Raw genomic sequence first — 14145 nt, 5'->3', positions numbered from 1 at the left:
GTCAGCCCAGCAGGGCCAGCGCCGCGCGTACCCGGCGGCGTTCCAGGGTGCGGTCGAAGCTGGTCTCACCCCGGCAGAAGGCGGTGAACATGCGCCAACCGGCCGGGGTGGCCAGGACGGTGTGGAAGATCCCCGGGTGCCGGGAGAAGGCGGCGAGAATCCGGTGCCCGGCCCGCATCGGCGGGACGAGTTCATCGTGCACCGCCCGGACGTAGCCGTCGAGGTCGCCGCCGGCCGCGGCCTCACCGGCGAGCGAGCCGGAGCGCAGGGCGAAGCTGATCCCCTCCCGGGTCCACGGCTCCAGCAGGCCGGCCGCGTCCCCGGCGACCAGCACCCGGCCGTGCCGCAGCGGGGAGTTCTCGGCGCGGCACCGGGTCAGGTGCCCGGAGTCGTGTGCCGGTTCCAGGTCGGCCAGACCCAGCCGCTCGACGAACCGTCGCAGGTAACGCCGGGTCCGCTCCCCCTCGCCCCGGGCGGCGATCACCCCGACGGTGAGCCGGTCCCGCTTGGGGAAGACCCAGGCGTACGACCCGGGCAGCGGGCCCCAGTCCAGCAGCAACCGGCCGCGCCAGCGCTGCTGGAGCGGGGCGGGGATCGGGATCTCCAGCTCCAGCCCGAGGTCCACCTGGGCGTACTCCACCCCCACCCCTCGGGCCGTCACCCCGGCCGAGCCGTCGGCGCCGACCGCGACCCGGGCCCGCAGCTCGGTGCCGTCGGCGAGCCGGATCCGTACGCCGTCCGGCTCCTGCTCCACCCCGCGCACCGCGACCCGCTGCCGGAGCTCGGCGCCGGCGCCGACGGCGGCACCGCGCAGCCGGTCGTCGAACTCCTCCCGCCGCACCATCGTCAGCAGTTGGCCCGGCCGGTGCCGGCGGGTGAACTCCCGCCGCCCGTCGGCGGTGAACGTCACCCGGTCCACCCGATCGTCGGCGGGCACCTCGATCCGCGCCGCGGCGAGCGCCAGCGAGGTGCCGAGCAGCCCACCCCCGCAGGTCTTGTAGCGCGGATGCTCGGCCTTCTCCAGCACCACCGTCCGCGCTCCGGCCCGCGCGGCGGCGAACGCGGCGGAGAGCCCGGCCGGTCCCGCCCCGATCACCGCCACGTCCCAGATCACGGGTAGCAGCCTAGGCGAGGGACCGGCCGCCGCCGGGGAAGGGAGGCCGCCGCCACGAACGCGCGGCCGGGGCACCGCCCGACGAGTCGGGCCGGGCGGATCCGGCACCCCCTGGTGCATCAACGCCGTCCCGGTGGGTAATCGCCGCCCGCGAACTGCCCGTGCGCGGTGCGCGGGCGAGGAGGTAACCATGCAACAGCTGCATCTCACGGAGATCGAACAGCGGGTGTACCAGGCGGTCACCGCCCTTGAGGCCCGGGGACAGGTGCCGTTTCCGGAGGCCATCGCGGAGGAGGTCGGTCTGCCGCCGGAGCAGTTGACGACGCCGCTGCACGTGCTCGGCGAGAAGAACCTGCTGCACCGCGAGGACTCCCCGATGGAGGGTCTGGACTTCGGTCCACGCTGGTGCTCGCAGCAGCTCGCCTGAGCCGCCCCGCCGACCGTGCCGCCCGGTCGGCGGCCCCGCGCCGGGCAGGTCGTTGAGCGGGACTCCGGACAGTTTGCGGTAGTCTGTCCCCGGCGGTCACCGTTTCACGACCCACGACTCGCCCACGACTCGGCCACGGCACAGTCAGCGAGGCCCGATTGAGCGCGGCGCAAGGCAGTCCACCAGATCGTGCCGCAGTGCCGAGCGACCGCGGCGGAACGGAGCCGGACCCACTGGCCGGGCTGGACCAGCGGACCGCCGCCCGGCGCCGCGGGCAGATCCTGGCCATCGGACTGGTCGCCGCGTTCATGACGTTGCTGGACGTGAGCATCGTGAACGTCGCGATCCCGTCGATCGAGCGGGCCTTGCGCGCCGACCCGAGTGATCTCCAGTGGATCCTCTCCGGCTACGCGCTGACCTTCGGCCTGATGCTGGTACCCGCCGGCCGGTTCGGCGACGCCCGGGGCCGGCGCAACGTCTTCATGCTCGGGCTCGCGCTGTTCACCCTGACCAGCGCGGTGGCCGGGCTGGCCGAGTCGCCGGGCTGGCTGGTCGGCGCCCGACTGTTGCAGGGCGCATCGGCCGGGCTGGTGAACCCGCAGGTGATCGGGCTGATCCAACAGCTCTACCGGGGCGCCGACCGGGGCCGCCCGTTCGGGCTGCTCGGCGCCACCATCGGCATCTCCACCGCCGTCGGCCCGCTGCTCGGCGGCGCCCTGATCGAACTCGGCGGTCAGCAACTCGGCTGGCGGTTGGTCTTCTTCGTCAACGTGCCGGTCGGGCTCGCCGCGATCTTCTTCGCCTGGCTGCGGCTGCCGACCGAGGGGCGGCGGGCCGGACGGGACGGCCTCGACCCCGTGGGCGTCCTGCTGCTGGGGCTCGGTGTGGTTCTGGTGCTGCTGCCGCTGGTGCAGCGACAGCAGTGGCACGGGCCGCTCAAGTGGTTGCTGATCCCGGGCGGTCTGCTGGTGCTGCTCGGCTTCGTCGGCTGGGAACTCCGGTACCGGCGCCGCCGGGAACCACTGTTCGACCTGGCCCTGTTCCGGCTCCGGTCGTACTCGCTCGGCACCCTGATCGGGCTGCTCTACTTCGCCGGATTCGTCGCGGTCTTCTTCCTCTTCACCCTCTTCCTGCAGAACGGCCTGCGCTACACCGCCCTGGAGGCCGGCCTGGCGATCACGCCGTTCGCGCTCGGCTCGGCGGTCACCGCGGCGGTCGGCGGCCGGATCGTCGACCGGTTCGGCCGGCCGCTGGTCGCGATCGGCCTGGCCACCGTCGCGGTCGGACTCGGCGGGGTGATCCTGGCCCTGCACTTCGTGCCCGGGCGCGGCGCCCCGGTCGCCACGGCCCTGCCGTTGCTGCTCGCCGGGCTCGGCAGCGGGCTGGTGATCACCCCCAACCAGAACCTGGCCCTCGCCGAGGTGCCGGTCGCCCAGGCCGGCAGCGCGGCCGGGATGTTGCAGACCGCCCAGCGGATCGGCGCCGCCGCCGGCATCGCCGGGGTCGGCGCGATCTTCTTCAGCAGCCTCGCCACCACGCAGAACGGATGGTCACGGGCGTTCCGGGACGCGCTGCTGGGCACCATCGGCTTCGTCCTGGTCGCGCTGGTCGCGGCGATCGTGGACAGCCGGACCGAGCGGCCCGGCAGCCCGGCCAGCCCCGGCCGCACCGACCGACGGGAGCGGAGACCGGCCCGGTGACGACCGGACCTTCGCACCCGGGGGTGCCGGCCGGCGGCGAGGGGTGGGCGCATCGAGACGCATGTCAGCCGGATTCGGACGAGGACCGGGGTCCGGGACCGGGCGCTGGCGCCGGCGGTGGCGCGTCAGGCTGTCTCGCCCGGGGTGAGCCAGCGGTAGCAGCCGCCGGCCTCCTCCGCGAGCCACCCGTGCACGCTGCGGAGCCCTCGGTCGTTGACCTGCGCGTCGTGGATGCCGTACGCACGTTCCGGGGCGACCGCCCGGACGAAGTCGATCGCCTCGGCGGTCTTCAGCCACGACCCCTGCACCGGTACGAGCAGCGTCTCCACCGGTACCCCCGGGCGGTGTACCGAGTCGCCGGGGTGGTAGACCCGCCCCTCGACCAGGTATCCCAGATTGGGGCAGTCCGGCTGGCCCCCGCTGATGGTGGCGTGCCGACCGCCGAACGCGCGTACCCGCAGGCCGGCGGCGGCGAACTCCTCCCCCGCCGCGACGGGGTGCACGTCGATGTCGGGGATCGCCGCCCCGGCCGGGGCGTAGACCGGGACACCGAGATTGGCCAGCCTCCGCACGTCGACGTGATCGGTGTGCTCGTGCGTGACAAGGACCGCGTCCGCGCCGCGCAGCGCTGCCGGCTCGGTCCAGACCCCGGGATCGATCACCAGGACCCTGCCGTCGTGTTCGAGCCGTATGCAGGCGTGGGTGTACTTGGTGAGCCGCACCCGGCCACCGTACCCGCGGCCCTCGGCAGCCCATGATCCGGCGAAGAAGTGAGACAAATCACATATCTTCTCCGGCCGGTGGAGTTCGAGTTCTTCTCCAGCGTGTAAGCACTGCCAACCTGCCGCGCCCAGCCGGGGAGGAACACATGTCGCGCCAGCAGTTCGGTTTCGTCGCCGGTTTCCTCGTCGCGGCGGTCTGGGCCGTCGCCGGCTTCGGGGCGGCGGCGGGTGCGGTACTCGCCGGCCTGGTCGGCTGGCTGGCCGTCCGGGTGATCGACGGCGATGTCAACGTCGCCGGGCTGGCCGACCGGGCCGGTGTGTCCCGACGGCGCTGAACGGTGCCCGCACCCGGATTCAGCGGAGATCCGCAGGAGATGAGGACAGGCGATGGCTGACAGCGGTACCGCCACCAGAAACGACAACCGGCCCAGGACAGCTGCCCCGGGCCCGATGGCGACGGCGGACGGCGGCGGACCGGCCCGGGCGGAGTTGAGCACCGAGTCCGGCAAGACCCGCATCGCGGAGGGCGTGGTGGCCAAGATCGCCGGATTCGCGGCGCGGGAGATTCCGGGCGTGCACTCCATGGGTGCCGGGCTGGCCCGGCGGGTCGGGCAGCTCCGCGGCCTCGTACCGGGCGGCTCCGAGACGATCCGGCAGGGCGTCTCGGTCGAGGTCGGCGAGCGCGAGGCAGCCGTCGACCTGGACATCGTCACCTTCTACGGCCAGAGCATCGTCGACGTCTCGGAGGCGGTACGCCGCAACGTCGTCGACCGGGTACAGGCGATGACCGGCCTGAGGGTGGTCGAGGTGAACATCAACATCGACGACGTCTTCGTCGAGGGGGACCAGGACGGCGACGACCGCCAGCAGCAGCGGGCGCGATGACCAGCCGGGCGGCGAAGCGCGGCACCGGCCGGGCCGCGCCCAGCGGTACCCGCCGCAACGGCCGGAGCACCGCCGCCCCGGCCGCGGGCGCCGGTCGGCCTTCCGACGCCGACCCGGCCAAGACCGCTCATCCGACCGTGGCCGCCGACCCGGCCGCGCTAGCCGACCCGGCCGCGCTCGCCGGAAGGGTTCGGGAGGCGGTACTCGGGGTTCCCGGGGTGACCGGGCTGACCGCCGGCACCCGCGTGGAGGTGGCCACCCTGTTCCCCGGCGGCAAGGTCGTCGGCATCCGGCTCGGGAACCCGGTCGAGGTGCACGTCGAGGTCGGCCCGGTGCCGATCGGCGCGGTGGCCGCGCAGATCCGGGCGGCGGTCCACGACGTACTGTCCACCTTCGGTGTGCGGCCGCCGGTGGAGGTGGTGGTCGAGGACATCGACCTGCCGGTCCCGGTGGACGGCACCTGAGATGCGCCTGGTCAACCGGCTGGCCGCCCTGCTGCTCGGCTGCGCGCTGCTGGGCGGCGGACTGCTGCTGATCGTGGAGGTCCTCGCGGTGGCCCTGGACCGCGGATCGGTGGTCGTCGACCGGGCGGGCTGGTACCGCACGCTGACCGGTACCCGCCTGGAGGATCCCTGGGTACGGACCGGGTTGGTCGCCACCGGTGTGGCCGGCCTGCTGATCCTGTGGGGACAGTTGGTCCGCTGGAAACCCGACCGGCTGCCCACTCGGCTGGCCGACGGCTGGCACCTGCAACGCCGGTCGGTGGAACGGCAGTTGGCGACGGCGGCGAACGCCGTACCCGGCGTCGAGTCGGCGAGTGCCCGGGTCCGCCGCGAGGGCTTCGGCTGGCGTACCCGGATCCGGGCGGTCGGCGACACCTCGGTCAGCATGGCGGTGGAGTTCACGGTCCGGCGGGAGTTGGAACGCCTGGGCGCCTCGCTGCACGACCATGTCGGAGTGGAGATGGTCCCGTCGGGCAGCCGGCCACGGACCGACGTGCCCCGGGTGGAGCGCTGATGCGGCAGCGCGGGGGGCCGGCATGACGAACAGCGCGATCCGGGTGCTGTGGACGGCGGTCGGCCTGGCTCTCACCGCCATCGGGGTGGTGGGGCTGATAGCCAGCCTCGGGCACCTGGCCGGGGTGGAGAACGAGGCACCGCTGCTCTGGTCGGGTCTGCTGCGCACCTGGCGCGACCTCGACCCGTGGGGGCTGGTCATCCTCGGCGTACTCGGAATCCTCGTCGCCTGGCTGGGGTCGAGACTGCTCGGCCGGGTGCTCCGGGCCCGCCGGTACCCGGTGTTGGGCGAACTCGACCTGCGGTCCGTCACCGGTCAGACCGCGGCCGCCGGGCCGGCGCTGCCCGGCGCCACCCGCGTCCGGGGTGCCCGGCTGGCCCGTGGCCTCGAACGTGATCTCGCCCGGGATCCGCAGGTCCGCCGGGCCTCGGTCACGCTCGCCGGCACGGCGCCCCGGCCGGAACTCTGGATCGAGCTGCAACTCACCTCCCGGGCCGGGCTGGCCACCGTCCGGGAACATGTGGCGGCCGCGGTCGAGCGGTTCCGGACCACCACCGGGCTGGTGCCGCGCCGGCTGGAGGTGACCGCCCGGATCGACGCCGCCGATCCGGTCCGGGTGCACTGAACCCGGAGCAAGCCGGCCGGCTACCAGAGCCGGGCCGAGCCCGCCGGCTACCAGAGCGGGCGCAGCGGCGGTGGCGAGTCCCCGGCCAGATGCCGGATCAACCGACTCAGCTCGGTACGCAGCACCGCCAGGTCGCCGGCTCCGACCCCGGCGGCGAGTTCGGCCTCCAGGGTGTGCAGCACCCGGCCGGCCGTCGCGAGGTGCTCGACGGCGCGCTCGGTCAGCACGATCAGCCGGCGCCGCCCGCCACCGGGATGCGGCTGGCGGCGCAGGTAGCCGCGCCGCTCGAGGTCGTCGACGAGTTGTCCGGCCGCCTGCTTGGTCACGCCGAGCCGTTCCGCCAGCTCGGTACCGGTGACGCCGCCGTCGCGCAGCACCTGGAACGCCAGCCCGTGCACCGGACGCAGATCCGGGTAGCCGGCCTCGGCCACCCGCCGGACGAACTCGGCGAGCACCAGCTGGAAACCCATCCCGAGCAGGAAGGTCAGCTCGGTACGGGCCAGGGGGTCGTCTGTGGTCATACCTCATCGTGACACAAGCGAGTCAAGTCGCTTTACTTTGGCTCGCAAGTCAAGCAGCTTGACTAAGGGGGAACGTCATGATCGTGGTAACCGAGCTGCCCTGGGCGCGCTGATCGGCGGCACTGCCCGGGCCGTCCCCCACCGGCCGGCGGCACTGCCCGGGCCGTCCCCCACGCCCGGCACGCCGGCATTCGACGGTTGGGGCGGGCCGAGCAACCGTCAGGGCAGGGCGGGTCGGGGCACGGTGGACCGGAGGTGGCGGTCAGAGCCAGCCGTACCGGCGGGCGATCGCCACCGCCTCGTGCCGGTTGGCGGCACCGACCTTGCCGGCCGCCGCCGAGAGGTAGTTGCGCACGGTCCCCGGCGACAGCGAGATGCGCTGGGCGATTTCCTCGATCGGCGCGCCGTCCGCCGCCAGCTCCAGCACGTCGGCCTCGCGCGGGGTGAACGGGCTGTCGCCGGCACTGATCGCCTCGGCCGCGAGCTGAGGATCGACGTACCGGCCGCCGCCGTGGACGCTGCGTACCACGTCGGCGAGCACCTCGGCGGAGACGGTCTTCGGCAGGAAGCCCCGTACCCCGGCCGAGAGCGCCCGCTTGAGATGTCCGGGCCGGCCGTGGCTGGTGACGATCATCGTCTGGCAGCCCGGCACCTCGGCCCGGATCGCCTCGGCGACCGCGATGCCGTCCAACTCCGGCATCTGCAGGTCGAGCATTGCCACGTCGGGCCGCAGCGCCCGGGCCAGCGACAGCGCCTGGGTGCCGGTCGCCGCCTCACCGATCACCACCAGGTCGTCGTGCAGCCCGAGCAGCGCGGTCAGCGCGCCCCGGATCAGGTGCTCGTCCTCGGCGAGCAGGATCCGGATCGGCTCCGGCGAGCCGGCTTCGGCCCGCCCGCCGCCCCCGGCGGCCGGCCCCGGCGGTCCGGGCCGGCGGGTCACGAGCGGCTCCGCTGCGCCGGGGCGGAGCCGGACGACACGTCGCCAGGCGACGCCTCGACCGACGCCACCTCAGCAGGTGCCACCTCAGCAGCTGCCACCTCGGCTGCCGGAACTCCGACAGGCGGCTCCCCGGCAGGCGACGCCTCGTCGGAGGGCGACGCCTCGTCGGAGGGCGACGACGTCGGGGTCAGCGGCAGCTGTGCGGTCAGCCGAAACCGGTCCCGGCCCGGTCGGCTGGTGGTCACCCGGCCGCCGAGCGGCGCCAGCCGCTCGCTGAGCCCGAGTAGGCCGCTGCCGAAGACGGGCCGGCCGCCGGAGCGGACACCGTCGTTCTCCATCACCAGCGTCACCAGGCACCCGCCGTCGGATGGGTCCGCCGCGTAGCGGGAGGAGTCGTGCCCCGACCCGGTTCCGGACGGGTCGGCCGCCGCTGGCCCCCGCCGTACCGAGACCGTGCAGGTCGCCGCCTCGCTGTGTCGCAGCACGTTCGTGGTGCCCTCCCGGACCACCCAGCCGAGCGCGCTCTGCGCCTGCGGGCTCAGATCCGCCGCAGCCCCCAGCACCCGGCACCGCACCCCCGCGGAAGCGAGCACGGCGCGGGCGCCGGCCAGCTCCGCGTCCAGGTCGGCGGAGCGGTAGCCCCGGACGACCTCCCGCACCTCGGTCAGCGAGTCCTGCGCGATCCGGCGTACCTCGAGCATCTCCTGCACGGCCCTGGGCCGCTCCCGCTTCGCCAGCTGCGCGGCGAGTTCGCTCTTCACCGCCACCACCGCCAGGTTCCGGCCGAGTACGTCGTGCAGGTCCCGGGCGAACCGCAGCCGCTCCTCGGCCACCGCCAGCCGGACCTGGGTGCCCCGGGACCGCTCCAGTTCCCAGAGCACCGCGAGCATCCACAGCGAGCAACGGAAGGTACAGAACAGCACGACGAAGCCGAAGCACAGCGCCCAGAGCGACGAGAACAGGACGCCCCCCGACGCCCCCTGGACCAGCCCGACCAGTCCGACGACGCCGGCCAACCCGGCGGCCGCGCCAGCGGCGTGCCGGGGCGGGACCGCGGTGCAGAGCGCACCGAGGAAGTAGCACGAGGCCAGCGCCGCCACCGGCAACATCCGGCCGCCGGAACTGGGCGGCGTCCGGGTCAGGGCGTCGGTGAGCCCGGCGGCGACGACCGTGCCCAGGGTCAGCCACCCCGCCGCCATCACCAGCCGGATGGGACGCTCCCGGCGGCCGAGATAGTGCTCGATCCCGGCCCGTGCGGCGAGCAGGCAGAGCACCGCGTGCGCGGCGCCGAACCCGGGTACCACGATCTGGCCGGCCGCCGGCAACCCCGCACGGGTCGCGTTGAACAGCGCGATCGGCTCGGTAGCCAACACCAGGTAGAGGGTGGCCCGGGTGACCAGGTCGAACCGCTCGGGCTGGCCACGTCCGGTCCACCAGCCGATCAGCTCGCGCATCCCGGGCCCTCCATCCGTCCGTCGGCTAGCGTCGGGTGTCCCAGCGGAACCAGCGACGGGTGGCCCAGACCCCGACAGCGACCCATAACAGTACGACCAGCGCCGGCCGCCCCGCCTGCGCCAGTACGCCGACGAAGTCACTCGGTGGCTCGGCGCCGGTGGTGCCGAGCCAGCCGAGCCGGACCAGTTCGAGCACCGGAGTCAGCGGCAGCATCTGGAACACCCTGGCGATCCCGTCCGGCAGCGAGGCCACCTGCCCGGTGAAGCCTGATCCGATCATCGACAGGATCAGCACCGGCATCGTGGTGATCTGCGCGGTCTCCACTGTTCTGGTGAAGCCCGACGACGCCGCCGCGAGCAGGACGAAGACGACACACCCGGCCAGGAGCGCGACGAGCAGCAGCGGAAGGTTGACCGGCACCGGAAGGTCGAAGAACACGGTCGCGGCGACGACGGTGAGCACCACCTGCGCCAGGGTCAGGACCAGGGCGGGGACCGCCGCACCGACCAGGATCTCGGCGTCGGTGACGACTCCGGTACGCAGCCGCTTCAGCACCCCCTCCTCGCGCCGCGCCACGTAGGTGGTGACCAGGTTGTAGTAGACGACGTAGAGCAGCACGAAGCCGAACATCGAGGTGGCCAGCAGCGCTCCGGTGGAGACGTGCCCCTCGCCGGTGAGGAAGGTCGCGAAGAGCGCCACCGTGGCCAGCGGCAGCAGCAGCGCGGTCGTCGCGGCGGTCTTGTTGCGCAGCAGCAGGACCAGTTCGGCCCGCCCGAGCGCGCCGATCCGGCGCAAACTCACCCGGCCGAGCCCGAGCCGCCGGACGAGCCCGCCGCTGGTCGCCTCCGTCGGTGCCGTCATCGGACCCCCTCCTGGACTGAGTCGCCGGACTCCCGGATGGACTCGCCGGACTGCGCCACCGCGAGAAATGCCTCCTCCAGCGACGCCGACCGGGCGTCCAGCCCGGTCAGGTCGAGGCCGCGACCGTTGGCCCAGCCCAGCAGCGTGGTCAGTGCGGGTTGCAGCGTGTCGGTGTAGAGCGTCAGCCGCCCGGCGGCCACGGATGGCGCATTGGCCGGCGGCGGCTGGGATCCGGGCAGCGCCGGCAGCTCCGCCGGGTCGAGCCCGTCCGGCAGGACGAAGCTGATCCGCGCCGGGTGCGCGGCCACCACCTCGGCCACGGTACCGGCGGCGACGATCCGACCCTGGTGCATGATCGCCAGGCGGTCGGCGAGTTCCGCCGCCTCCTCCAGGTAGTGCGTGGTGAGCAGTACCGTGATGCCGTCGACGAGCAGCGCTCTGACCAGCTGCCAGGTGTTGTGCCGGCTCTCCGGGTCGAGTCCGGTGGTCGGCTCGTCGAGGAAGAGCACGTCCGGCCGGCCGAGGATCGCCATCGCCAGGTCGAGCCGCCGCCGCTCGCCTCCGGAGAGCTGCTTGACCTGGGTACGCGCCCGGTGGCGCAGGTCCACCAGCTCCAGTACCCGCTCGACCGGTTGCGGGTGCGGAAGCGTACCCGCCCACATCCGGGCGGTCTCCGCCACGGTCAGGTCCGGCGGAAAGCCGCCCTCCTGGAGCATCACCCCGGTCCGCGGCCGCACCGCCGCCCGGTCCCGGTACGGATCCCGCCCGAACACCCGGACCGTGCCGCCGCTGGGCCTGTCCAGCCCTTCGACCAGCTCCAGCGTGGAGGTCTTACCCGCACCGTTCGTGCCGAGCAACGCGAACAGCTCGCCCTGGGCTACCGAGAAGGAGACCCCGCGCACCGCCTCGAAGCCGCCGCTTCCGCCGTACCGTCGTCGTAGGTCGGTGACCTGGACGACGGTGCCGTCGGGCGGTGCGAGCCGCGGGTCGCCAGCCGTCATCGTCTGGTTCATGCCTCGATTGTTCGGGCCACCGGTCGTCGGCGGCAGTGCCACCGCTCACCGGTTTCCGTGCGGGGTGCCCCGGCACCCCGGTGACAAATGTCAGCTCTGTCGCCCGCACGCCACTGCCGGGACCCCCCGGGCCGCCGGGACCACCCGTGCCGGACCGGTCACGGCCGGCGCGGCGATTCTGCCTACGGAAAGTGATGATCCTCACGGGCGCCGCCCAGGTCAGAGGCATTCCAGAGCTCCTCTGACTACCCTGTGGAATCGGTACGCACCAAGATCACCGCGCCGAACGGCAGTCGTTTCCGGGGGGAAGCAGCATGATGACCGGTTCCGCCACACGCTCCTGGCAGGGCATGACGATACCGGCGCCCGGCAGCTACCTCCTCGATCCCGCGCACAAGCGGGTCGGTTTCCTCGCCCGGCACATGATGGTGAGCCCGGTACGTGGCGAGTTCGCCGAGGCGACCGCGCGGATACTCGTGGAGCCGGACCCGTTGGACTCCTCGGTGACCGCGACGATCCGGGCGGCCAGCATCGGCACCGGCAGCGCGGAACGGGACGTGCACCTGAGCAGCGCCGACTTCCTCGACGTGGAGCGGTTCCCCACGCTCGAATACCGCAGTACCGGGATCAGGTGGCAACCGGACCGGAACGACTCCATCTTCTACTGGGCACGGTTGCGGAGCCAGCGCCCGGGGCGACGGGGCGGGGTCGCCGTACCGGAACAGGCGGACCGGACGTCCGGACGGTTCGTGCTCACCGGGGAGTTGACCATCAAGGGGGTCACCCGACCCGTCGACCTCCAGGTGGAGTTCGGTGGCGCCCGGCGCGACCCGTACGGCCAGGACATCTTCGGGTTCAGCGCGACCGCCGAGATCGAGCGCGAGGAGTACGGGCTGGTCTGGAACGTGGCGCTGGAGACTGGCGGGGTGCTGGTCGGCAGGAGCGTGCGGATCGAGATCGCCGGTGAGGCGATCCGGCAATCCTGACCCGACCTGCCGGGGGTGGCCGTCGCCGAGGCACCGGCCGACCCGGGCCGGGCCCGCGACGGAGGGCTTCCGCCACGGGCCCGGCAATCGGGTGGGGTCAGTTCGGGGCGTGTACGCCGTTGCCGGCGTAGTCCCTGGTGGCACCGCGGACGTACATGGTCGACTGGTTACCGGAGAAGTACTGCCGGATCGAGCCGGCGAACGGCGTGCTGGAGGCGTTGCGGCCGTAGACGTCGGTGTAGACCGTGGTCGAGCCGCTGTTCTGCATCGAGAAGGTACCCGGCCGGAACTCCCGCAGGGTGCCCTTGAACGGCGAGCGCGGGTCGTCCCAGGCGAGGTTCTGCCCGGCCTGGCGGGCCTGGTTGCAGTAGTCGCCACCGGCGAGGTTCGTGTAGCACAGGTCCACGATTCGACCCAGGTTGTTCGGCTTGCTCGGGTCGTAGTACCGGGACGGGTTGACCACGTAGAACAGCGGCGCCAGGCGGAAGCTCAGTCCGGAACCAGTGATCTGGAAGTCGGAGAACCAGAAGTCGTCCATGTCGGAGACCGTGAACGGCACCGGGTTGGGGTAGAGCGGGTCGTTGTGGGTACGCCCTTCCCGGATCGCCTGGATGCAGCCCGGCTCGGTGATCAGCCGACCCAGCGACCTGGTCTCCGACGGCGAGTCCGCCGGCACCGGGGGTCCGACGTTGATGAACGCGCCGCCGAAGCCCGGGCACTCGCTGGGGCTGAATCCGCCGGCCCGCCCGAGCGGGATCAGCGCGCTGAACCGGGCCTCGGTGACCTGGCCGCCGTTGCTCGCGGTGCAGCGCTGGTTGAAGATCAACTCGTGGATGTTGTTGGTGAACGCGTCCGGCGAGTGGGTGCCCTGGTGGAACTTGAGCAGTACGTCGCAGACGGCGATGGTCGTCCCCTGTGGCGGGAAGAAGCTGGTGCCGTTGTCACCCTGGATCACGTTGACGTTGTTGACCGTCAGCACCTTGTGCCCGACGTGGTCCTCGTGCCGGTGGCTCTGCTCCGCCATGTTCTCCATCATCACTTCGCTGGTGTAGCCGAAGGCGGGCCAGCCGGCGGTGCTGTACAGGTCCGACGGCCTGGGGTCGTCGCCGTGTTCGTGGCCGAAGGTGCAACCGCTGGGGTCCCGGGTCGGGTGCCAGGTCGGGTAGACCTTGCCGTCAGGCCCGTACGTCCAGTAGCGGGCGTGGACCTCGACCGAGCACTCCCCGGACCGTGGCTGGTAGCCCTTGTCGCTGGCGGTGGCGATCAGGTCGTACGCCCGGCTGGTCTCGGCACCCGCCGGTGGCAGCCCGGCGCCCCAGGTCGGGTTGCCGGGCGGTGCCGAGGTCGGCGGCACGGTGGGCGGCGACGTCGGTCCGGTGGTGGGGGGGCCGGTGGTGGGGCCGGGCGCCCCGGTGCAGGCGGTGCCGTTCACCGCGAAGCTGGTCGGCGCGGGGTTGCTGCCGTTCCAGGATCCGTTGAAGCCGAACGAGGCGCTGGCTCCGGTGGCAATGCTTCCGTTGTAGCTGGCGTTACGGGCAGTGACCTGGCTGCCGCTCTGCGACACGGTGGAGTTCCATGCCTGGGTCACTCGTTGGCCGGCGTCGTAGCTCCAGGTGAGCGTCCAGGAGCTGATCGGGTCGCCGACGTTGGTGATGGTCACCGCCGCGGTGAAACCGCCCTGCCATTGGGTGCTGACCGTGTAGGTGACGCCGCAGCCGGCGGCGGCCACCGCTGGTCCGGCGATGACGACTGCCGCTCCGCTGGCGGCGACCACGGCTGCCATGGTCACGGCCGACCAGAGCCGGGACCGGGGACGATGTAGGCGCATTGCTGGCCCTCCGAACGATGGTGGGTGAATCGACGGGACCGTGGCTCCCGG

The 14145-nt window shown here is 72.9% G+C and carries 16 protein-coding genes; 8 read left to right on the top strand and 8 right to left on the bottom strand.

Translation table 11 applies throughout. The features are described from left to right. Position 1: 1 nt before the first annotated feature. A complete protein-coding gene (locus EV371_RS17005) occupies positions 2-1114 on the bottom strand; it encodes a geranylgeranyl reductase family protein (RefSeq protein WP_486484655.1) in 1113 nt (370 codons plus the stop codon). Positions 1115-1304: 190 nt separating this feature from the next. On the opposite strand from EV371_RS17005, the gene EV371_RS17000 reads away from it, so the two are divergent. Both EV371_RS17000 and EV371_RS16995 read left to right on the top strand, forming a co-directional pair. Continuing rightward, entirely contained in the window at positions 1305-1541 is a 237-nt protein-coding gene (locus EV371_RS17000) for a hypothetical protein (RefSeq protein WP_130462904.1), read from the top strand. 233 nt (positions 1542-1774) lie between these two features. Continuing rightward, a complete protein-coding gene (locus EV371_RS16995) occupies positions 1775-3241 on the top strand; it encodes an MFS transporter (protein WP_486484945.1) in 1467 nt (488 codons plus the stop codon). A 125-nt stretch (positions 3242-3366) separates the two neighbouring features. Here EV371_RS16995 and EV371_RS16990 read toward each other — a convergent pair whose 3' ends face one another. Then, positions 3367-3963, bottom strand: a complete 597-nt coding sequence (locus tag EV371_RS16990) for an MBL fold metallo-hydrolase (RefSeq protein WP_130462903.1) — start codon at positions 3961-3963, stop codon at positions 3367-3369. Positions 3964-4109: 146 nt separating this feature from the next. Here EV371_RS16990 and EV371_RS16985 point away from each other — a divergent pair, with 146 nt between their 5' ends. Genes EV371_RS16985 through EV371_RS16965 form a run of 5 tightly spaced genes read left to right on the top strand, consistent with a single transcriptional unit; the run spans position 4110 to position 6490 of the window. Next, on the top strand, positions 4110-4298 hold the full coding sequence (locus EV371_RS16985; protein WP_130462902.1) for a hypothetical protein: 189 nt from the start codon (positions 4110-4112) through the stop codon (positions 4296-4298). Positions 4299-4350: 52 nt separating this feature from the next. Continuing rightward, positions 4351-4848, top strand: a complete 498-nt coding sequence (locus EV371_RS16980; RefSeq protein ID WP_130462901.1) for an Asp23/Gls24 family envelope stress response protein — start codon at positions 4351-4353, stop codon at positions 4846-4848. Continuing rightward, positions 4845-5312, top strand: a complete 468-nt coding sequence (locus EV371_RS16975) for a hypothetical protein (RefSeq protein WP_130462900.1) — start codon at positions 4845-4847, stop codon at positions 5310-5312. Before EV371_RS16980 ends, EV371_RS16975 begins: the two co-directional genes overlap by 4 nt. A gap of 1 nt (position 5313) precedes the next feature. Further along, positions 5314-5865, top strand: a complete 552-nt coding sequence (locus EV371_RS16970; protein ID WP_130462899.1) for a hypothetical protein — start codon at positions 5314-5316, stop codon at positions 5863-5865. 22 nt (positions 5866-5887) lie between these two features. Continuing rightward, positions 5888-6490 (top strand): hypothetical protein, encoded by a 603-nt coding sequence (locus tag EV371_RS16965; RefSeq protein WP_130462898.1) that lies wholly within the window; start codon positions 5888-5890, stop codon positions 6488-6490. A gap of 47 nt (positions 6491-6537) precedes the next feature. On the opposite strand, the gene EV371_RS16960 is transcribed toward EV371_RS16965, so the two are convergent. From EV371_RS16960 to EV371_RS16940, 5 genes are all read right to left on the bottom strand, one after another. Then, a complete protein-coding gene (locus tag EV371_RS16960; RefSeq protein WP_130462897.1) occupies positions 6538-7011 on the bottom strand; it encodes a MarR family transcriptional regulator in 474 nt (157 codons plus the stop codon). 262 nt (positions 7012-7273) lie between these two features. Next, entirely contained in the window at positions 7274-7951 is a 678-nt protein-coding gene (locus EV371_RS16955) for a response regulator transcription factor (RefSeq protein ID WP_130462896.1), read from the bottom strand. Beyond that, positions 7948-9405 carry a histidine kinase gene (locus tag EV371_RS16950; RefSeq protein WP_130462895.1) on the bottom strand — a complete coding sequence of 486 codons (1458 nt, stop codon included), beginning with the start codon at positions 9403-9405 and terminating at the stop codon, positions 7948-7950. The genes EV371_RS16955 and EV371_RS16950 overlap by 4 nt, the downstream gene beginning before the upstream one ends. Before the next feature lie 25 nt (positions 9406-9430). Further along, the gene (locus EV371_RS16945) at positions 9431-10267 is read right to left on the bottom strand and encodes an ABC transporter permease (RefSeq protein ID WP_130462894.1); all 837 of its coding nucleotides are present in this window, start codon (positions 10265-10267) and stop codon (positions 9431-9433) included. After that, a complete protein-coding gene (locus EV371_RS16940) occupies positions 10264-11280 on the bottom strand; it encodes an ABC transporter ATP-binding protein (protein WP_486484654.1) in 1017 nt (338 codons plus the stop codon). Before EV371_RS16940 ends, EV371_RS16945 begins: the two co-directional genes overlap by 4 nt. A 317-nt stretch (positions 11281-11597) precedes the next feature. Here EV371_RS16940 and EV371_RS16935 point away from each other — a divergent pair, with 317 nt between their 5' ends. Continuing rightward, positions 11598-12266: a YceI family protein gene (locus tag EV371_RS16935; RefSeq protein ID WP_130465988.1), complete on the top strand. Its 669-nt coding sequence runs from the start codon at positions 11598-11600 to the stop codon at positions 12264-12266. A gap of 97 nt (positions 12267-12363) precedes the next feature. Here the strand turns inward: EV371_RS16935 and EV371_RS16930 are convergent, their stop codons facing one another. Then, positions 12364-14094 carry a cellulose binding domain-containing protein gene (locus EV371_RS16930; protein WP_130462893.1) on the bottom strand — a complete coding sequence of 577 codons (1731 nt, stop codon included), beginning with the start codon at positions 14092-14094 and terminating at the stop codon, positions 12364-12366. Between the last annotated feature and the right edge of the window lie 51 nt (positions 14095-14145).

The organism is Plantactinospora sp. CNZ321 (assembly GCF_004217235.1).
The sequence above is the reverse complement of the archived record's forward strand: the minus strand, read 5'-3'. Positions and strand labels throughout refer to the sequence as shown.

What these genes read in the sequence shown, in the direction of transcription:
- EV371_RS17000 (WP_130462904.1), top strand. Translation starts at nt 1,305, where the DNA reads ATGCAACAGCTGCATCTCACGGAGATCGAACAGCGGGTGTACCAGGCG.
- EV371_RS16985 (WP_130462902.1), top strand. Translation starts at nt 4,110, where the DNA reads ATGTCGCGCCAGCAGTTCGGTTTCGTCGCCGGTTTCCTCGTCGCGGCG.
- EV371_RS16980 (WP_130462901.1), top strand. Translation starts at nt 4,351, where the DNA reads ATGGCTGACAGCGGTACCGCCACCAGAAACGACAACCGGCCCAGGACA.
- EV371_RS16975 (WP_130462900.1), top strand. Translation starts at nt 4,845, where the DNA reads ATGACCAGCCGGGCGGCGAAGCGCGGCACCGGCCGGGCCGCGCCCAGC.
- EV371_RS16970 (WP_130462899.1), top strand. Translation starts at nt 5,314, where the DNA reads ATGCGCCTGGTCAACCGGCTGGCCGCCCTGCTGCTCGGCTGCGCGCTG.
- EV371_RS16965 (WP_130462898.1), top strand. Translation starts at nt 5,888, where the DNA reads ATGACGAACAGCGCGATCCGGGTGCTGTGGACGGCGGTCGGCCTGGCT.
- EV371_RS16960 (WP_130462897.1), bottom strand. Translation starts at nt 7,011, where the DNA reads ATGACCACAGACGACCCCCTGGCCCGTACCGAGCTGACCTTCCTGCTC.
- EV371_RS16950 (WP_130462895.1), bottom strand. Translation starts at nt 9,405, where the DNA reads ATGCGCGAGCTGATCGGCTGGTGGACCGGACGTGGCCAGCCCGAGCGG.
- EV371_RS16945 (WP_130462894.1), bottom strand. Translation starts at nt 10,267, where the DNA reads ATGACGGCACCGACGGAGGCGACCAGCGGCGGGCTCGTCCGGCGGCTC.
- EV371_RS16940 (WP_486484654.1), bottom strand. Translation starts at nt 11,280, where the DNA reads ATGAACCAGACGATGACGGCTGGCGACCCGCGGCTCGCACCGCCCGAC.
- EV371_RS16935 (WP_130465988.1), top strand. Translation starts at nt 11,598, where the DNA reads ATGACCGGTTCCGCCACACGCTCCTGGCAGGGCATGACGATACCGGCG.
- EV371_RS16930 (WP_130462893.1), bottom strand. Translation starts at nt 14,094, where the DNA reads ATGCGCCTACATCGTCCCCGGTCCCGGCTCTGGTCGGCCGTGACCATG.